The sequence below is a fragment of the Fundidesulfovibrio agrisoli genome, from assembly GCF_022808715.1.
Lineage (GTDB): Bacteria > Desulfobacterota > Desulfovibrionia > Desulfovibrionales > Desulfovibrionaceae > Fundidesulfovibrio > Fundidesulfovibrio agrisoli.
This window is the reverse complement of record NZ_JAKZKX010000014.1, coordinates 79,078-97,436: the sequence shown is the minus strand read 5'-3', so window position 1 is coordinate 97,436 and position 18,359 is coordinate 79,078. Positions and strand designations below refer to the sequence as shown.

12 protein-coding genes are annotated in these 18,359 nt (G+C 60.7%); 7 read left to right on the top strand and 5 right to left on the bottom strand.

The window, feature by feature from the left end:
- Nucleotides 1-95: 95 nt before the first annotated feature.
- The 4 genes from MLE27_RS11635 to MLE27_RS11620 all read right to left on the bottom strand — a co-directional run bounded on the left by MLE27_RS11635 (nt 96) and on the right by MLE27_RS11620 (nt 8,871).
- On the bottom strand, nt 96-581 hold the full coding sequence (locus MLE27_RS11635; protein ID WP_243312246.1) for a hypothetical protein: 486 nt from the start codon (nt 579-581) through the stop codon (nt 96-98).
- Between the two features lie 175 nt (nt 582-756).
- On the bottom strand, nt 757-4,305 hold the full coding sequence (locus MLE27_RS11630) for a PEP/pyruvate-binding domain-containing protein (RefSeq protein ID WP_243312245.1): 3,549 nt from the start codon (nt 4,303-4,305) through the stop codon (nt 757-759).
- 114 nt (nt 4,306-4,419) lie between these two features.
- Nucleotides 4,420-8,121: a pyruvate carboxylase gene (locus MLE27_RS11625; protein WP_243312244.1), complete on the bottom strand. Its 3,702-nt coding sequence runs from the start codon at nt 8,119-8,121 to the stop codon at nt 4,420-4,422.
- 12 nt (nt 8,122-8,133) lie between these two features.
- Complete coding sequence (locus MLE27_RS11620) at nt 8,134-8,871, bottom strand: biotin--[acetyl-CoA-carboxylase] ligase (protein WP_243312243.1); 738 nt, start codon at nt 8,869-8,871, stop codon at nt 8,134-8,136.
- Between the two features lie 249 nt (nt 8,872-9,120).
- Here MLE27_RS11620 and MLE27_RS11615 point away from each other — a divergent pair, with 249 nt between their 5' ends.
- The 4 genes from MLE27_RS11615 (at nt 9,121) to MLE27_RS11600 (ending at nt 13,746) form a co-directional block, all read left to right on the top strand.
- On the top strand, nt 9,121-10,239 hold the full coding sequence (locus tag MLE27_RS11615) for a tRNA nucleotidyltransferase/poly(A) polymerase-related protein (RefSeq protein ID WP_243312242.1): 1,119 nt from the start codon (nt 9,121-9,123) through the stop codon (nt 10,237-10,239).
- Nucleotides 10,240-11,310: 1,071 nt separating this feature from the next.
- The gene (locus MLE27_RS11610) at nt 11,311-12,237 is read left to right on the top strand and encodes a WG repeat-containing protein (protein ID WP_243312241.1); all 927 of its coding nucleotides are present in this window, start codon (nt 11,311-11,313) and stop codon (nt 12,235-12,237) included.
- 40 nt (nt 12,238-12,277) lie between these two features.
- Nucleotides 12,278-13,030 (top strand): hypothetical protein, encoded by a 753-nt coding sequence (locus tag MLE27_RS11605; RefSeq protein ID WP_243312240.1) that lies wholly within the window; start codon nt 12,278-12,280, stop codon nt 13,028-13,030.
- A 47-nt stretch (nt 13,031-13,077) separates the two neighbouring features.
- Entirely contained in the window at nt 13,078-13,746 is a 669-nt protein-coding gene (locus MLE27_RS11600; RefSeq protein ID WP_243312239.1) for a hypothetical protein, read from the top strand.
- A gap of 458 nt (nt 13,747-14,204) precedes the next feature.
- On the opposite strand, the gene MLE27_RS11595 is transcribed toward MLE27_RS11600, so the two are convergent.
- Nucleotides 14,205-15,869 (bottom strand): MBL fold metallo-hydrolase, encoded by a 1,665-nt coding sequence (locus tag MLE27_RS11595; protein ID WP_243312238.1) that lies wholly within the window; start codon nt 15,867-15,869, stop codon nt 14,205-14,207.
- A 72-nt stretch (nt 15,870-15,941) separates the two neighbouring features.
- Between MLE27_RS11595 and MLE27_RS11590 the strand changes: the two genes are divergently transcribed.
- The 3 genes from MLE27_RS11590 to MLE27_RS11580 all read left to right on the top strand — a co-directional run bounded on the left by MLE27_RS11590 (nt 15,942) and on the right by MLE27_RS11580 (nt 18,312).
- Entirely contained in the window at nt 15,942-16,421 is a 480-nt protein-coding gene (locus MLE27_RS11590) for an acyl-CoA thioesterase (protein ID WP_243312237.1), read from the top strand.
- A 205-nt stretch (nt 16,422-16,626) separates the two neighbouring features.
- Nucleotides 16,627-17,388, top strand: a complete 762-nt coding sequence (locus MLE27_RS11585) for a tRNA lysidine(34) synthetase (protein ID WP_243312236.1) — start codon at nt 16,627-16,629, stop codon at nt 17,386-17,388.
- Nucleotides 17,389-17,400: 12 nt separating this feature from the next.
- A complete protein-coding gene (locus tag MLE27_RS11580; protein WP_243312235.1) occupies nt 17,401-18,312 on the top strand; it encodes a M23 family metallopeptidase in 912 nt (303 codons plus the stop codon).
- Nucleotides 18,313-18,359 lie beyond the last annotated feature (47 nt).

Below are 18,359 nucleotides of genomic sequence, written 5' to 3'. Positions count from 1 at the left end.
GGCTTGCTTCAGGATGCTCAGGATCTGACTGTCGGAGTAGCGGGACGTCTTCATGTAAAATCTCCTCGCCTGGGTTTACGAGAAAATTCTACTTTTCAGAACAACCTTTTATTGGGGGGATTACCGTATAAATAACCAATACAGCAAGCAAGAATTACTATTAATAAAAATCCATAACGGTGTACAGCTGTAAATTGCTGCGAAATCGATCCAAGAACATCGTTAAACCGCACAATGACACTGTGCACCCAACCCCTGTCATCAGAGCTAACAACCAACTCACCATCGCCTGCCAAACTTGACACCACAAATCTCATGTGTTTTTCAACATCATAACAGTACATTGAAAATTCAATCCTTTTAACTGGCTTCAGGTCCAGAATATCACTATCAATCTCAATATCAACTCCATACATTTCAAAGCTCGACCCATCTGCACAAACAACGCTTACCGCGAGCTTATGTCGCACTGCAATTTGCGCAAAATTCGAACTTTCTACCTTAAACTCTTCCCACAGCCTAGCAATGTCTTTCTTCTGAAATACCTTATTTACCACAGGCACTCGCCGTGTTTCTATCACTGCACCCTCCATATTTTTTACCGAAGACGCTTAATACGATAACTGCTTTTATCAGAATATTCAGAATCGTTCATTAAAAAAGGCGGCCCTGGGGCCGCCTTTTTGCTTCTATGGGATTCCAAAGGGAGGAACTCCCTTTGGCCGCGGGAGGCATCTTCCTGCCTCCGTCTCTTCTCTACCAGGTCTTCTTGCGCTGCTCTTGCATGGCCACGGCCTGCTCTTCCCAGTCGCTGAACCCGGCGTGGTACAGGGCGTCGGCCACGGTCTTCTCCCAGTCCCAGGCGGCGTAGATCACCTGCTTGTGGAAGGTGGTGCGGAACTTCTCCAGCTCGCCGCGATAGAAGGCCTCCTTGGGGGTGTCCAGGTGGTCGCGGAGCTGGGTGGCCAGGCGGGTCAGCTCGCCTTCGTACCACTCGTTCAGGTCCTTGGCGGACTGGTTCTTCCTGAGGATGTGCTCGTACTTGTTGTCCACGAGCATCTCGTGCAGGCGCTCCAGGTGCTGTTCGCAGAGCCAGGCGCCCAAGCCGGAGACGGGGATGTTCTCCTCTTCCACGGCGGCCACGTCGAACTTGGTCTGGTAGTAGGTGTCGGGCACCACCGAGGCGGAGACGATGCCCGCGATGGAGACCAGGCCGCGCAGGATCAGGCTGTTGGAGACGCCCTGCCCGCAGAAGCCCACCTTCTTGCCCATTTTCTGGCCGGTGAAGATGGTCACCAGGATGGCCCAAACCACGGCGGGGTCTTCCTCGTCGTAGATGTGCTGGAGGCTCGGGTTGTCGCGGTCGGTGGCGAGCACCATCTGGGTCATGTCGTTGGAGCCGATGGAGAAGCCGTCGAACTCCGCGATGAACTCCTTGGCCAGGATGGCGTTGGAGGGAATCTCGCTCATCATGTGGATCTTCAGGCCGTCGTCTCCGGAGCGCATCTTGTGCACCTTCTCCAGGTAGCGCTTCATGGAGCGGGCCTCCTCCAGGGTGCGCACGAAGGGCAGCATCATCTGGAGGTTCTTGCCGCCGAAGATGCCGCGCGCCAGCTTGAAGGACTCGATCTCCCAGTCGTGGATGTTGCGGGAGACGCCGCGGTAGCCCAGCATGGGGTTGTCTTCGAAGTGCTCGAAGAGCATGCCGCCCACGAGGTTGCGGTACTCGTTCGACTTGAAGTCGGTGGTGCGGTAGATGATGGGCTTGCCGTAGAAGGCCATGGCGAACAGGGCCAGGTTCTGGGCCAGGGTCTGGACGTAGAGCTCCTTGCCGGTGCGGTAGCCGCGCGAGCGAAGCTGCTTGGCGATGCGGTCCGGCAGGGTGCGCACTTCCTCCATGTCGCGCTGGATGCCCACCTGGCGGGCGATCTCGGCGCGCATCTCCTTGATCTTGGCCAGGGTCTCCTTGATGAGGGGCTCGTGGGCCACGGCCTGGGCGCGTTCGGCCACGTGGGCCTTCACCTCCATGCGGCGCTTCACGGCGTCGGCATGGTTGGAGGTGTCCTGCAGCTCGGACCAGTAGCCCATGATGACGGCCACGTGGTCCTCCAGGCTGATGGAGGTCTTGAGCACGTCCAGGCGGCGGGTGGCGTTGCCCAGGTACTCGTCGAGCTTCTTGTCCAGCTCGCGCAGGCGGCGGTGGATGGCCAGCACCTCGTCGGTGCCCTTGGCGCCCTCGCGCTCGGTGAGGCTCTCCAGCTCCTTGGTGAGGCCGGTGATGAGGCCCACGTACTGGCGGAGCTTGAGGTCCATGGGGATGTAGCCCGCGGCCATCTGCTCCTTGATGACCTTGGTCAGGCGCTGCTCGTACTCCTGCAGCTGCTTCTCGACCAGCTGGCCCAGGGTGCCCTGGTCGTAGGCTTCCAGGGCCATGGGGTGCACGCCGATGTTGCCCAGCATGAATTCGGCGCGCAACAGGCCCACCTCGAAGTCGGTGACCATGCGCAGGCGCGAGAGGAACAGGGCCTGGCCCACGTCCGCCAGGATCAGGCCGACCTTGGTCTTGGTGGCGGGCAGCTTGGAGAGGTCCATCTCGCCGCCGACGGCCACCAGGGGCAGGAGGCCCCGGTAGACCACGCCGCGCGAGCCGTCCACGGTGACTTCCTGGCCGTCCAGGGAGCGCAGCAGCTCGGCGCGCTGGATGCCGATGACCGCCGGGATGCCCAGCTCGCGGGAGGTGATGGCCGCGTGGGAGGTGTCGCCGCCCGCGTCGGCCATGATGGCCGAGGCCACGCGCATGCCGGGCACCATGTCGGGGTCGGTGCGCTCGGCGGCCAGCACGTCGCCCTTGTTGATCTTGTTGAGCTCCAGCGCCGAACGCAGGAACTTCACCGTGCCCTGGCCCGCGCCGCGCGAGGCGCCGTTGCCCTCGAGGATGACCTCGGCCCGGGCCAGCGCCTTCTTGTCCACTTCCATGCGGCGCATGAAGATGGTGTCGGGGTGCTGCTCGAACTCCTCGTTCCAGCGGGTCTCGGGCCGGGCCTGTACGAACCAGAGCCGCTCGGACTGGTCGATGCAGAACTCGGTGTCCATGATCATGGCGTCGTAGGCCTGGGAGATGGCGCGCACGCCCTTGGCCACTTCCTCGGCCTGGGCCAGGGAGAGGGCCCAGCGGTAGGCTTCCAGCTCGTCCACGGGGACCAGCTTGGTGCCGCCGCGCTCGTCGTAGATGATCTTCTTGTCCTTGAAGCCCATGAAGCGCACGACGACCTCGCGGTTGTCCTCGCGCTGGAACACGTAGAGCTTGTCCGGGGTGACCATGCCGCCCACCACCGCTTCGCCCAGGCCGTAGGAGCAGTCGATGGAGACCAGGTCCTTGCGGTCGGTGCCGCGGCAGCCGGTGGCGGTGTCGGCGGAGAAAGCGGTGCCGGAGATCACCGGGTTGATCATGCGCATGACGCACACGGACAGCGAGGTGTTCTCGATGGCCCACTCCTGCTTGGCCTTCTCGGCGATGGTGTCGTCGCCGGTGCGCTCGGCCAGCTGGACGGCGTCAAGGATGGCTTCGCGGCGGTAGGTCATGGAGCGGAGGTTGTAGGCGGAGGCGCAGTCCCACTGGTAGGCTTCCACCACCTGGTCGTCGCCGACGATGTTCAGGTAGGTGTCCTGCAGGCCCGCGAAGGCCTTCTTGCGGGAGTCCTCGCCGGCGGCGGAGGAGCGAACGGCCACGGGCACGTCTTCCAGGCCCGCCTCGCGGCAGATCTCCTGGTAGCCGCCGCGCACGGCCTCGGCCACATCCAGGGGCATGTCCACGGAGAGGATGGCCACCTGCACCAGCACGGAGCGCTTGCGCAGCTGGTCGATGCCCTCGGGGGAGGTGGCGAAGCCCTCGACCACGTTGTTCACGAAGGTGCGCAGCTTGATCTGCGTGGCCTTCTCGCCGGCCTGGGCGCGGACCTCCTGGGCGACGGTGCGGGTGAAGTGCTTGAGGAACTCGGGGTCCTTGTTGACCTCCTCGCTCGTCCAGTCGATGCGGTTATATTCATGGTCCACGGTGGCCCGGATCAGGGCCGCGTTGACTTTGGTCTCGTCGAGCAGCTTATGGAACGCGATGGAGGATACCGCGCGGAATTGCGGAGCACGGATGCCGGATACCTGGCTGATGATGGCGGTGTTGTAGTTCTTGCCCCCCACCAGGAGTTCGGCCTCCTCTCCGATGGCCTCGATCTCGGCACCGGTGAGGATGAGCTTCTTCGCCAGTTCTTTTTTGTCTTTGGCGGGCGCTTTGCAAGCGGCTTTAGCCATTCGATTCCTCCTTAGGAATATCCACAAGGCATCTTGAGATTTATGTCTTAGGGCTCCGCCCTCATGGGGCGGAGCGCTATCAGATTCGGTGCCGGGCGGGCAAGTCAAACCCGTCTAGTCGGCGATCTCCATGCCGTGGCCGCACCACGGGCAGTAGTGGTAGTCTTCCGCGGCCAGGGGGGCCTTGCAACCGGGGCAGGCCTTGCTGACGGGCATGATCTCCACCAGCAGCTCGCCCTCCTTCACGGGGACCATCTTCCTATCCTCGAAGTAGTCGGCGTTGCGCAGCACGCGCTTGACCACGCCCTCCACCTGGGAGAGCACCGACTTCTCCTGCTTCATCACCGAGATGTTGAACACTTCCTGGCCGGGCTTGAGGAAGTCGCCCGGGCTCACGTGCATGACCCAGAGGTCGCCGTTGCAGGGCGCGGCCACGTGGTAGGGGTTGGCCGGGTCGGCCATCTCCACGCTGGCGGCCGACGCGCCGCCGATGGCCTCGGCCACCTTGACCTGGTGGGAGAGGATCTCGGAGTCGAGCACGTAGCGCACCACGCTGTAGCCCTGGGGATCGGGCTGGCCGATGTCGAGCAGGGTGAAGGTGTGGGGCTTGCCGCGCGAATCCTCGAAGAACATCTCCTGCCCGGGCTCCAGGCCCTCGAACCAGACGTCCAGGGGCAGGAGGTTGGGGTCGCCGTACTTGCCCTTGAACTCGATGGTCTTGAGGGCGTCGCCGGGGTGGTTCAGGTACATCACGAACTCTTCGCCCGAGGGGTCGCGCTGCAGGCGCTTGGCCAGGGACTCGAACTCGCCGGAGAGGTCCGCGTCCTTGAGGGAGGCCAGGGGCGACTCCGTGGTGCGCTGCTTGATGGCGTCGGCCCACTCGGCCCCGAAGGCGGACTCGTAGACCCAGTCGGCGGGCCAGCCCAGGGGCAGCTTGCCGTATTTGCCCAGCAGCAGCTGGCGGAAGGCGTCGTTGGAGTCGGCGTAGAGCATGAGGCGGTCGGCCAGGCAGGCCTGGGTCAGGCACTCGTCCGGGTGGCTCGAGGTGGCCTCCAGCACTTCCAGCATGTCGCGCACGGCGCGCTCGCCGCCGCGCTTGTAGGCCCCGGTGACAGCCAGGAACGCGGTGTTCCAGGTGATCTGGGAGCCGGGCGTCACGTCGTGGTAGCGCACGATCTTGCGGGTGCCCGCCAGGAACTTGAGCATGTAGGGCAGCAGGTGGATGTAGCCCTGCTTGAGCGCGCCCTCCTGCGAGGAGGAGGTGGCGCCGCCGGGCATGCCGTGCTCCACCACGTCGTAGTCGATGCCCTGGAAGAAGGGCGCGGTGTAGCGGTCGTAGTAGGGCATGATCTGCTTGAGCACGAAGCCGCAGGAGCGGATCATGTCCTTGTTGAGCTGGGTCTTGAGGCCCAGTTCGTCCTCCAGGTAGGCCGCCTGGGAGAGCACCTCGCCCTGGCCGTACCAGCGCACGGCCGCGCCGATGGCGGTGTCCACGATGTGGGCTCCGGCCTTGGCCGCCGCGCCCACCGCCGGGACGAACAGGCCGTCGGTGTAGTGGCGGTGGTAGTCGATGACCAGGTCGGGGTACTTCTGGCGGATGGCGGTGATCAGCGCGGAGATGAAACGCGGCGGGCACACGCCGGCCATGTCCTTGAGGCAGAGGATGATGAGCTTGGTGGCCTTCTTCTTGGAGACGCCCGCCACCTTGGCGCACATGTCCAGGATGTCCTCCAGCACGCCCATGTAGTGCGGCACGTCGAAGCCCTTGGCCCAGGAGACCGAGAGGCAGGGCTGGAAGATGTTGGCCTTGGAGTTGAGCGCCACCTCGGCGAAGGGCAGCATGTTCTCCACGTGGTTCAGGAAGTCGAAGCAGCGGATGATGTCGTAATGCTCGCAGATCATCTCGCCGGTGAGGCGCATGAGGTTGCGGGGCTGCGGCTTGTAGCCCAGCACGTTGGTGGAGCGGATGAGCAGCTGCTTGCACGTCTTGGGCGCGAAGCAGTTCCACTGTTCAGCCTCGGTGAAGGGGTAGGTCATGTTGGCCATCATGGCCACGTGGAAGTGCGCGCCGCCGCCGTTCTCCAGGGAGAGGAAGCCGCAGTTGTCCAGGTAGGGGCCGACCAGCTTGTCCTCGGCCAGGCGGAAGCGGTTGCCGGAGTTGGACTGCGTGATGTCGCGGGTGGTGGTGTCGACGAAGTGGACGATGCCCGAATCGCGGATGTGGTCCAGCAGGGCCTGCCGGTCGCCGCGCGGATAGGGGCTCTGCCAGGCCTTCTGGTCCAGCACGGGCATGACGGGGGTGAAGCGGCCCACGCGCTTGTCCGCCCTGCCGCGGTATTCGCCCAGCTGCACGTAGGAGTTGTAGCCCTTGGCCGAGATGTCGGCCACCAGGCGCGAGAGGCGGAAGGCCTCGGGCTCCACGTCGCGGTATTCCAGCAGGTCGGGCGAGGTGGCCACGAAGTTGGTGTCGTAGTCGCCGGAGCGGAACTTGGCGTTGCGGATGACCTGCAGGTGGAAGGGGATGGTGGTCTTGAGCCCGCCCACGATGTACTCGCGCAGCGCCCGGTCCATGATGCCGAGCACCTTCTCCCAGTTGCGGCCGTAGGCCACCAGGAGCGCGCCGGCGGAGTCGTACTGCGAGGGGAACTCGTAGCCGGCGGAGATGCAGGAGTCCAACCGGACGCCCGGGCCGCCGGGAGAGATGTAGCGGTTGATGAGCCCGGCGTTGGGCGTGAAGCCCTGGCGCGGGTCCTCGCAGTTGATGCGCACCTGCAGGGCGGTGTTGAAGGCCTTGGTGTTGTTGCGCGTGTAGCGCAGCTTGGCGCCGAAGGCCACGGCGATCTGCTCCTCCACGAGGTCGATGCCGTAGCGGCACTCGGTGATGCCGTGCTCCACCTGGAGGCGGGTGTTGACCTCGATCAGGTAGGGGGTGCCGTCGGGCTCCACCAGGAACTCGACCGTGGCCAGCGAGTAGTAGCCCACGCTCTTGATGAGCATCTCGGACCAGTTCTTGAGCTTGTCGCGCAGCTCGGCGGTCATGCCCTTCCAGGGGGAGGGGGTGATCTCCACGAGCTTCTGGTGGTTGCGCTGCACGGTGCAGTCGCGCTCGTCGAGCGCCAGGACGTTGCCGTGCTTGTCCGCGATGACCTGTATCTCGATGTGGCGCACGCTGCGCAGGTACTTCTCGACGTAGAGCCGGGGGTTGCCGAAGCTGGCCTGGGCCAGGGCCGAAGCCTTGGAGAAGGCCTCCTCCAGCTGCTTGGGCTCGTGCACCACGTAGATGCCGCGCCCGCCGCCGCCGCCCTCGGCCTTGAGCATGATGGGGAAGGTGATCTGGCTGGCGATCTCGCGGGCTTCGGGCACGCTCACCGCCGCGGTGGAGCCGGGCACCACCGGGATGCCGAGCTTCTGGGCCAGGTTGCGCACCTCGACCTTGTTGCCCAGCAGGTTCATGGCCGTGGCCGTGGGGCCGATGAACACGATGCCCGCCTGGGCGCACTTCTCGGGGAAGGTGTGGTCCTCCGAGGCGAAGCCCCAGCCGGGATGTATGGCCGCGATTCGTTTGGCCTTGGCCTCGCGGATGATGAGGTCGAGATCGAGGTAGGCACGGGGGTCTTCGCCGAGCAGGATCAGCTCGTGCGCGCCCGCCACCGCTGGGGAGGTCATGTCCACCTTGGTGGCGGTCAGCACCGGTACGGCCTGGAAGCGTTCGCGGATGGAGCGCAGCACGCGCCGCGCGGTGATGCCCCTGTTGGCAACGAGAATCTTTTTGCCCTGGATTTCCTGGAGAACGTCCTGAAAGGTCTTCACGCCCATTGTGAGATGTCCCTAACCTGGATGCTTGAGGGGGTGTTCGCGGACCCGCCAAATGCCGCCAGAAGTGAGTAGTCTTTCGCCCGCTCCGCCTGCGGGCATGACTCGGAGCGCTCCGTCCTGGGCGAGCCCCGCCAACCGGGCCGTCCACGGAGTTTCATCCCCGTCCCGGATCGCAATCGTTTCGCCCAGCCAGCACAGAAGAGGCTCGATCATGGCGGCGACGTTACCGGGTGAACCTTGTTGAAGAGTAGTTTCGTAGCATATTTTCACAAAATCCACAAGTTCCGCCCATAGCGTGAGCGGGCCGGATTTCAGGCCGTGCGCGCGCAGATACCCGGCGGGCACGGCGTGGGCCTCACGCAGCATGTCCGGCGGAGGGGCGCTGACAAGGTTGAGGCCGATGCCCGCCAGGGCCACGCCCCTGCGCTCCTCCACCAGGATGCCGCCAACCTTCTGTTCGGCCACCAGAAGGTCGTTGGGCCACTTGATGGCAGCGTCCAGCTTCTTGTAACGCAGGAAACCCGCGATGCAATAGCCCAGGATCAGCGGCAAGAGCGTATCGTATTCCTTGGGCACGGGCGGCAGCACCAGGGCCGCGTACACGTTGCCCGGCGGCGAGAGCCATTGCCGCCTGAGCTGGCCGCGCCCCGCCCACTGGGACACCGCCAGCACCGAATCCCACGCCCCGAACATGGTGTTCTCGGCCAGGGGCCGGGCCACGTCCAGGGCCGAGGAACACTTGCCGCTCACCAGAATTCTACCTTGCCGCCTCACCGGGGAAACCCACCATTTCTCCTGTGAGCAGGCCGAACACCACGTCACCGAAACCTCTTGCCAAGGAGCGAAGCGGCGAGCATCCTCCTCCCAGGCCGGGTGGCTCCCGGCCAGCGAGTCAGGACACAGCGGGTCCGCCAACTCCTCCCGCCCCAAAGCCCAGAGGAGCGCCCCGGGCCCCGGCAGCGCAGGACCATCAATCTCCGCCACGGATCGGAAACCTCCATGCAGATACTTCTGGTTGGCGGTGCGGTTCGGGACATGCTCTTGGGCAGGCCCGTCACCGACCGCGACTACCTCGTCGTCCACGCTGACCACGAAATGTTCCAGGGGCGGTATCCCACCGCTCGCCTGGTCGGCAAGTCCTTTCCGGTGTTTATCCTGGACGGGTGCGAATACGCCTGGCCACGGGGCGGCTCGCTGGAGAGCGACCTGCTCCTGCGCGACCTGACCATCAACGCCGTGGCCCTGGCCGAGGACGGCGCCATCCACGCCCATCCCATGGCCCTTATGGACCTGCAGGCCAGCGTGTTGCGGCCCTGCTCCCCCGCCTCCATGCGCGACGACCCGGTGCGGGTGTTCCGCGCCGCCCGCTTCGCCGCTCAGTTCCCCGATTTCTCACCCAGCCCGGAGCTTCTGGCCCAGATGCGCGAGGCCGCCGGGCAGGGCCTGCTGGAGGGCCACGCCGCCGAGCGCGTGGGCCGCGAGGCCGCCAAGGCCATGGCCGCGCCCAAACCCTCGCGCTTCGTGCGCCTGCTGGCCGCCACGGACTGCCTGCGCCCCTGGCTGGCCGAACTTGAAGCCTGCCGGGGCGTTCCGGCCGGGCCAGCCCAATACCACGATTCAGACGTATTGGAACACATTTGCCGCGTGATGGACTGCGCCGCCGGGGACGCCCTGCTGGTCTGGATGGCCCTGGCGCACGACCTGGGCAAGGCCCTGACGCCGCCGGAGCGCCTGCCCAGACACCACGGCCACGACGAAGCCGGGGTGGCCGCCGCCGAGGCCCTGGGGCGCAGGCTGCGCTTGCCCATGGCCTTCATCGAGGCGGGCATGGCCGCCGCCGGGGAGCACATGCGCGCCCACCGCTACCGGGAGCTGCGCCCCGGCACCAAGGTGGACCTGCTCATGCGCCTGGAGGCGCGCAGGCTCACCTCGCGCATGTTCAAGCTGGTGGCCTGCGACGGCGGGGAGGTAATGCTGCCCCAGGTCCGTCGGGAGCTGCGCGCCGTGCTGGCCGTGCGGCTGCCCGAGGACAAGCAGGACCAGGGCGAGGCCTCCGGGGCGCTGCTGCACCAGTTGCGCTGCGAGGCGCTGGCATCTTCGGTCAAGTCCAGAGGCTGATCCTTAACTTGTTGCCGCCAACAGCAGACACTGTGCACCAGAGAACACAGAGAAGAACAAACCCTAAATAGTTGTCGGGGGATTGCCCCCCAGAGCCATGTTGATGCATGATTATTCCAGCTTGACTGCCATTCGAACAAGAAATAAAGAAGAACAATGATGTTGACACACAAAATAAATGCCATCTTCCCGCTGCAGCCAGAATACATTACCACAATTGGCATATTTGTCAATGCAACACATTAAATTCCAACCAAGCAATGCTGAACGGACCACCCTCTGCAAGTAAGCAACGCATTCGACTTGGTGGATTGCAAATTCAACACTCACTACATGAGACAAAAATGGAACCAGGTAATCTAGAAACTTCCGTGCTTATTAGTTTATCTTTTGAACTTGATATGTTGCACGGGATGTATGTAGACGCTTGTAATAATATCACAAAGGACGTCAGGGACTCCCTGAACACATCTCAATGCTTTGTTGGCAACGGACTCCCCTTAATTGAAATTGCTTGCACCGATGATGCGACTACACTTCTTAACAGTAGACGTTTTGACATGCACATACACGTACATGACAATGCAAAATATCATTGTTTATGCAACAACAAGACTATGGTCAATTTGATCAATGTTGGGCTTGACAAACAGTTTTGTGCACTAGTCGAGAACCATGAAAGTGCAGTTAAACTCACCGACTGCCTCCTTCGATTCAACATACTCCCAAGTACAATTAGTTCGTCAATTGATGAACTAATCAACCTCTTTGAAAACTCACGGGCCACGGTCAGCATCATCAACCTTGACAGCAATCCAACACATCTAGATACATCACATCTTGGAAAATTATTTAAATTGCATAATAAATTTTTTGTACTGCTTACCATTGGCGTTGTTCATATTTCTGACATTGACTCGGAGTTGTTTCATAGTCAGATCATCGAGGCCACAGATTCATTCGTTTCAAAATTTAATAACATTCTAAATCCAAACACAATTTTATATATGTCTGACACATACAGTTCAAGTCAAGCTTCATCTTTAACCATCATCAGCACGGGCGCATAAGATGCTACTTCCGGGCAGGCGTAACGGGAAATGGGGTTTTATCAATGCACACGGCTCTTGCGAAATTGCCTTTACGTATGACTTTGTCACTTCATTTCGTGGCGACTATGCCGTTGTAGGGCAAAACAGTAAATATGGCGTGATAGACTGCTGTGGCGAAACAAAAGTTGACACATATTTTGACAGCATACTTGTCTCGGCAGATGGCATGCTTTGTGTCCTGAGAAATGACATGTGGAATTGCATTAATATCGATGCCGGGACTGAAAGCGGATATGTTTTTTCAGACGCAACAGGATACTTTGACGGAGTATGTGGAGTATCTATAATCCAAAACGGACTCGAACAGTATGGATATATTGACAGAAATTTTAGATTTATTGTTAAACCAAAATATGAATCTGCACTTGCCCCGCGAAATGGACGACTAGTCGCATACGACCAAAAAGACGGCTGCTATTATGTTATGTCAATAAACGGAAAAAAACTGTTACAGTTGAATTATGAATCAGTAGGCGCATATTCTGACGGAATGGCCTCTGTCACTTCAGACTATATCAAGCATGGGTTTATAAACTTATCCGGCCAACTAGTCGTTGACATGTGCTTTGAAAACACTTTGAATTTCACAGAAGGTCTATGCGCATGTTATCGTAATAGTTTTTGTGGATTTATCGATTTTACAGGAACCTTTGTCATTCCGCCACGCTACCTAGGGGCATCGAGATTTCTTGGTGGCCTTGCAACAGTTCGTAGAGCGGAATCTCAAGACGAGTCCTGGGTTGTCATAGATAACGCGGGGAATGAAATATATGAAAACAGTTGTTTAGGAATGCACTACGTCCTTCCAGGAATTTTAAAAGTTACAAATGATGGCTACTGCTCATATCTTGACAGCAATTTCTCTCCAATATGGGTAGACAGCTAATCTTATGTTGCTTTTGTAATGTTTCACAAGAGGTGCGATCGTGAGTATTGTGAATGATCTATGCAAGACCATTGGACATGAAATCGACAAACTCCCCGTTACAGAACTGGATGAAGTCCTGATCGACAGTGTTCCCTGTGTTAATGTCGATCTTGGTTTATTTTTTGATCAACGAGTCGACGTTTATTTCAATAACGACAACGACTATCTTTCTCAACAGGCAACCGACTACGAGTACGCCTTAGGTTCGTATACGTGCATGTCTAGTCCCGGAGTAATCAGACTTTATCAAAATAACCTTACTAATTTTTTCTGGGGAATGGTACGATTCGCTATTGACAACTACAACCTCAGGAATATTACAAGAGTCGACCTAAAGAACTATTTAAGCCTTGTTGTCTACAAAACATATTTTCATGAAATTTTTCATTTCAATTGCAACATTTTTCGAGAAATTTTTGAATTTACATACTCCCCCTTACTAGAGGAGGCGTTGGCTGTTTCTTACGCTAACCTTAGGTTGTCAAAACTTCGCGAAGACGGCAAGACCTCCATCGGCAGATCTTATGCTGTGCTATACAACATATTCTTGAGGCATGGATTTGAATACGTTTCGCCTGGCTACAAGGACTGGAGACAGTTTGAAGGCTATTCTCGGCTTTCGACTGGTGTGGTTGAGTACGTAAAACCTGGGAATTTTGCCTTCCTAAAAGGCAATGGCGTTGACATCGAAGATTTAGTATTTGGGTTGATCCGTACTGGACCAGACCCTTTTTATGAGTGCTTAATTTGATTTAATGTTTTCATTTTGTTTAAATTGTCCACACAAAGGATTGATCAATGCCTCATACCATTGATATAAACTGGGCTTTTTTTCCGTTTTCTTCTATTAATAACGGTGATGCATTTGATTTCATGGAGTCAAACCATGGCATTTATACCTGGATATGGAATGACAAGCATTCTTTGCAAAGAATTATTTACATAGGTCAAACCACTAAAAACTTCTTAACCCGAATGCTTGCCCACATTGAAAATCAAATCACTTTAAAATACTATATAAACAACGTACCACTAGGCCTTGATTTTTACGAATACTTGGCTTTGAATTTTTGCGGGAAACCAAAATCTCGCATCGGCAACAGCGACTTAATTCACTACGAAGGGAGGCAACGCATCAAAATGCTTTGCCCTGACATTTATACCAAAAACATTCGGTACTTGAATAATTGCATTTTTGGTTTTGGCGTAATTGACCCTGCCACTTATGTTGACAAGAAAGATTTCTCAATGGAGATCGAAGGGCGAATGCTTGAGTTGTTAAATAGTCACTTTTTTAATCATCAGAACATATATGCAAGATATGCTGGCGCAAAGTCTAATGATACTTTTTTTGGGAAGATAAGCAGAAGGCCATCTGACGATTTTGAATTGAGGCATAGCCTTCTTAAAGAAAGCGAGATGCCGTTCCCGTCCGACTATTGTCACCTAGGACTTATCCGCAACTAAATACTATCACTATGATCATTACATTTATTGATTTGCCATGACAATTGGGTATCGCCAGATTCAGCAGTTCACGTGTCAGCTTAACTTGTAAATTATCAGGAGGTTGAAATGGCGCAGTGTCCGGGCACCTGTAAAGGTTCAAAATGCAACTATCCATTGTACAAGTGTAAGGCATGTGGAGCCGTTGGATGTGACCGAATAAACTGTAGCAACAAGACATTCCACAACTCAACTTGTCAGAAATGTGGCAAGAACAACGTTAGAGAGACCTTCAGATAACATTTGTTTTTCCTTGTTCATTACTTTGAAAGCCTCGGACCATGTCCGAGGCTTTCAAATTGACAAGGTTTATTTCTTTACAAATTGATATAATTTTAGCCAATTAGTCTAAAAGCGTCAAAATCAAATACACCGATTGTGTTGGCGTAACTAGTTTAGTGATCTCGACGTCACAGGAATTATCTATCAGTAATTGTCATTTTAGCCTGCGTTTCCGTACCAGCCACCAGCTTTATAGCCCTGTCCCCCCACTCCGCCTGCTCCACCGCGTAGAAATCCCCGTGCCCGGGGAAGACCATGGCCCTGCGCCCGCCCTTGGCCACATCGGCGGCAACGCCTCGCATGAGCTCCCTGAGCATGCCCATCTCCTTCAGGAACAGGGCGGAATCCGTGTTGGTGCTGGTCAGCAGGGACTTGTGCACCGAGAGGGCGTCGCGGTCCTTGGGGGAGAGGCTGCGCGGGTCCAGCAGGTAGTCGCCCGAGAACAGATACCCCAGCCGCTCCTCAAGGAAGAACACCTGCGCAGCCGCGTGCCCGCCCAGGCTCTCCAGCACCGTGAAGTCCAGGTCGGCCACGGCGATGCGCCCCATGGCCCGGAAGCCTCCCCGCTCCCCCTGTGCCGGGTCGAAGGCGGCGATGCGCTCCGGGGGCACCAGGTCCGTGAGCCTGTTCACCAGGCGGGTGAAGGGCCGGTTGATGCCGCAGAGGTCGCCCTGGCCTAGGGTGCGGTCCTCGCAGCGGAACACCTCGGCGCTGTCCGGGTGCATGAAGACCTCGGCCCCGAAGCGCTGCTGCAGCTTGCCCGCCCAGCCCGCGTGGTCGGCGTCGGGGTGGGTGGCCAGCACGGTGCCTACGCAGGATGGGTCCAGCCCGTGGTGGGCCAGCCAGTCCATCACGTCGTCGAAGTAGATGCCGAAGTTGGTGTCCAGAAAGGTGGCGGCGTCCCCGTGCCTGAGCAGGTAGCTGTTGGCGCCCTCCGGGCAGGAGAGCATGTACATGCCCACCTGCGGCGTGAGGCGCACCGGCCCTGTCAGGCGCAGGGTGAAGCGCTCGTGGGTGGTGCCCACCGCCATGGCCGCCAGGCGCAGGATGTTGGCGTAGGTCTGGGAGGCGGCCAGGGCCTCGCCCGACTCGCCCGAAGCGCCCCGGAACTCGCCCAGGGCCTGGCGCATGGCCCGCGAGGTGCTGAAAAGGTCCTCCAGGGCGCTCATGCGCTCCGGCGGCAGGGAGGAGCGCAGCTTGAACAGGAAGGCCTCCACCTCGGAGAGGCCCAGGACCGCGTCCACGCTGCTGTCCGGCCCGCCCTGCCAGAGCACGTGGTAGTGGTAGCCCGCGCCGGTCAGCTCGCGCAGCAGCTTGGAGACCTCCTCCGCGCCGCTCGTGACCACCGAGATCTCGGCCATGCCGGGCTCGGAGTCGCCGTCGTAGCGCAGGTGGATCACGCTGGCGTGCATCGCCTTGAAGCGCTCGGTCAACGCGGCCAGGGCTCCGGGCCGGTCGTCCAGGGAGACCTTGAAGCTGAGCACCCCGGAGACGTCCGTGATGGCCAGGGGAGTCTCCTCGGGTTCGGGGATGTCGCGCAGCATGCCCTTGGCGTTCAGGGCGTCCAAAACGGCCCCGATGCGTCGGGATTCGGGGCACTCCAGGGTCAACTCCACCCGGTTGGGGTGGCGGCCGCGTTCGTACAGCAGGCGGTGGATGTTCACGCCGTGGCCCGCGGCCAGGCTGGCCAGGTCCGCCAGGGCGCCGCTGCGGTCCGGCACGTCGGCCACGAAACCGGCCCGCCAGCGGGGGCCGTCCAGGGTCAGAACGAATTGACGGTCCTTGGGTTCCACGGGCTCCATGCGCGCTCCTTGTTCATGAGGGCCCGGCCCCGGCCGGTTGCATCCGGCCCGGCCCTGGGCTAGGGTTCTGGTATGGACGAGCAGAGACGACAAGGCAAGCCCGCGGCGGCCAGCCGCACCGAACTTTCCATCGCCATGCTGCCCCAGGACGCCAACCCCTACGGTTCCATCCACGGCGGGGTGATCCTCAAGCACATCGACGCAGCCGCGGCCATGGCCGCCATGCGCCACTGCCGCTGCAACGCGGTGACCGTCTCCATCGACCAGGTGAGCTTCCTGGCGCCTTCGCGCGTGGGCGAACTGGTGACCTTCAAGGCCATCGTGAACCACGTGGGCACCACCTCCATGGAGGTGGGCGTGCGGGTGGAGTCGGAGAACATGTTCTCCGGCGAAGTGCGCCACACCGCCTCGGCCTACCTGACCTTCGTGGCCCTGGACACCAATGGCAAGCCCACCCCGGCCCCGCAGCTCATCCTGGAGACCGACGACGAGCGCCGCCGCAGCGAGGAGGCCCAGAGCCGCAGGCGCAGGCGCATCGGGGAGTGCTCCTAGCCGGCCGCTCCGGCCGGGGCGACCCTGGCCGCCGCCACATCGCGGACGCCGCTGGGTAACGCTTGATCGACAAGGAGCGCTTGTAGCGCCCGCTTACGCCCATCCCGACCGCAACGGTTCGCGAGCGCTTGCCAAGCGCCCCGCTCCAGGCTTATGGCCGCAGCCGTCCCCGCGTTCACCAAGCGGGGCTCCCCAGAGGTTTCCCATGACACTCAAGCGCGTCAAGGCCGAGAAGGCCACCTATGCCCAGAAGGTCTGCGTAGGCCAGGCGGGCAAGCTCATGCGCCAGTTGGAGATGCTCTCCCCGGGCTCGCGCGTGGGCGTGGCCGTCTCCGGCGGGGTGGACAGCTTCGTGATGCTGAACGTCCTGCGGCTGCGCCAGCGCATCGTGCCCTTCAAGTTCAACGTGCTGGCCCTGCACGTGAACCCCGGGTTCGACGAGGCCTCCCACGCCCCGCTCATCGAGTGGTGCGCCGAAAAGGGCGTGGCACTGCACGCGGAAGTCACCGACCACGGCCCCCGCGCCCACTCCCCCGAGAACCGCAAGGCCTCGGCCTGCTTCTACTGCGCCATGCTGCGCCGCACGCGGCTGTTCCAGCTCTGCGAGCAGTACGGGCTCACCCACCTGGCCATCGGCCACAACGCCGACGACCTGGTGACCACCTTCTTCATGAACGTTTTCCAGACCGGCAGGGTACAGGGCCTCTCGGCCTCGGAGCCCTTCTTCGGCGGCAGGCTCCGGATGATCCGCCCGCTGCTCACCGTGGAGAAGGACCACATCAAGCGCGCGGCCCGGCAATGGGGCCTGCCCATCTGGTCCAACCCGTGCCCGTCGGCGGGCAACACCCGCCGTTCCGACTTCGAGGGCTGGCTCAAGGAGATGTACGGCCGGGACAGGCGCTTCCGCGCCAACGCCTTCGGCGCGCTGACCCGTTGGCAGATTGACAGCGGCCAGCCGAAGCCATAACCGCGTCCGCACATGCCCCACACCTCAGGCCTCGAACTCTTCAAGGACAGCGCCAACCGCTACAGGCGGCTGAACGTGCGCTGGCCCCTGGTGGCCGCCGCTGCCATCCTCTGCCTGCTGGTGCTGGCGGGCAACCTCTGGTGGCTCACGGCCATGCTCTCCCGCCCGGGCCTGGAGGAGGAGCTGGATGAGATCAGCAAGACCTCGGCCCAGCGCAGGCAGGTTGCGGAGCGCATCCGGGACATCTCCGGCGGCCTGGACGAAGGGGCGGCCCGTCTGCGCGAGGGCGACGCGGCCCTGCGCAAGATGATAAGCCTGGACAAGGAGGCCCGGCAGGCCGCCGCCGGCATGGACGCTGGCAACAGCGCCGCCGCCGACCCCAAGGCCCTGCTGGACCGCATGGAGCTCTCCGACAACTTCCTGCGCGCCCTCTCAAAGCGCGTGGAGCCCCGCAAGATCGACGCGGCGGCCCTGGACAGGCTGCTCTCCGTCGGCCCCTCGCTGCCCGGCTCCGTGCCGGACGCCTGGCCGGTGCGCGGGGTGGTCTCCTCCGATTTCGGGGTGCGCCTCTCGCCCTTCGCCGGGCAGGAGGAGTTCCACAAGGGCGTAGACATCATGGCCCCGGCGGGCACCCCGGTGCGCGCCCCGGCCCCCGGGCTGGTGAGCTTCGCCGGGGAGGACTCCGAGGGCAACATGACCGTGGTGCTGGATCACGGCGGCGGCTACGTCACGGCCTTCTCCCACATGCAGCGCCTGGACGTGCGGGCCGGGGCGCGCGTGGAGCGCGGCGACTCCCTGGGCGGCGTCGGGCAGGACGGCCGCTCCACCGGGCCGCACCTGCATTACGAGATCCGCTTCGCGGGCGTGCCCGTGAACCCCGCCGCCTACCTTGGCGGCGCGGCCCCCGCTCCCGGCAAGCCCTAGCCCCTCCAACGGGCCACTTCCCTGACTGGCCCGCCATTTGCTAAGCT

Excerpts from the sequence above, each read along its gene's own strand:
- MLE27_RS11595 (WP_243312238.1), bottom strand. The coding sequence starts at position 15,869 with ATGGAGCCCGTGGAACCCAAGGACCGTCAATTCGTTCTGACCCTGGAC.
- MLE27_RS11580 (WP_243312235.1), top strand. The coding sequence starts at position 17,401 with ATGCCCCACACCTCAGGCCTCGAACTCTTCAAGGACAGCGCCAACCGC.
- MLE27_RS11625 (WP_243312244.1), bottom strand. The coding sequence starts at position 8,121 with ATGGGCGTGAAGACCTTTCAGGACGTTCTCCAGGAAATCCAGGGCAAA.
- MLE27_RS11590 (WP_243312237.1), top strand. The coding sequence starts at position 15,942 with ATGGACGAGCAGAGACGACAAGGCAAGCCCGCGGCGGCCAGCCGCACC.
- MLE27_RS11630 (WP_243312245.1), bottom strand. The coding sequence starts at position 4,305 with ATGGCTAAAGCCGCTTGCAAAGCGCCCGCCAAAGACAAAAAAGAACTG.
- MLE27_RS11600 (WP_243312239.1), top strand. The coding sequence starts at position 13,078 with ATGCCTCATACCATTGATATAAACTGGGCTTTTTTTCCGTTTTCTTCT.
- MLE27_RS11585 (WP_243312236.1), top strand. The coding sequence starts at position 16,627 with ATGACACTCAAGCGCGTCAAGGCCGAGAAGGCCACCTATGCCCAGAAG.
- MLE27_RS11610 (WP_243312241.1), top strand. The coding sequence starts at position 11,311 with ATGCTACTTCCGGGCAGGCGTAACGGGAAATGGGGTTTTATCAATGCA.
- MLE27_RS11615 (WP_243312242.1), top strand. The coding sequence starts at position 9,121 with ATGCAGATACTTCTGGTTGGCGGTGCGGTTCGGGACATGCTCTTGGGC.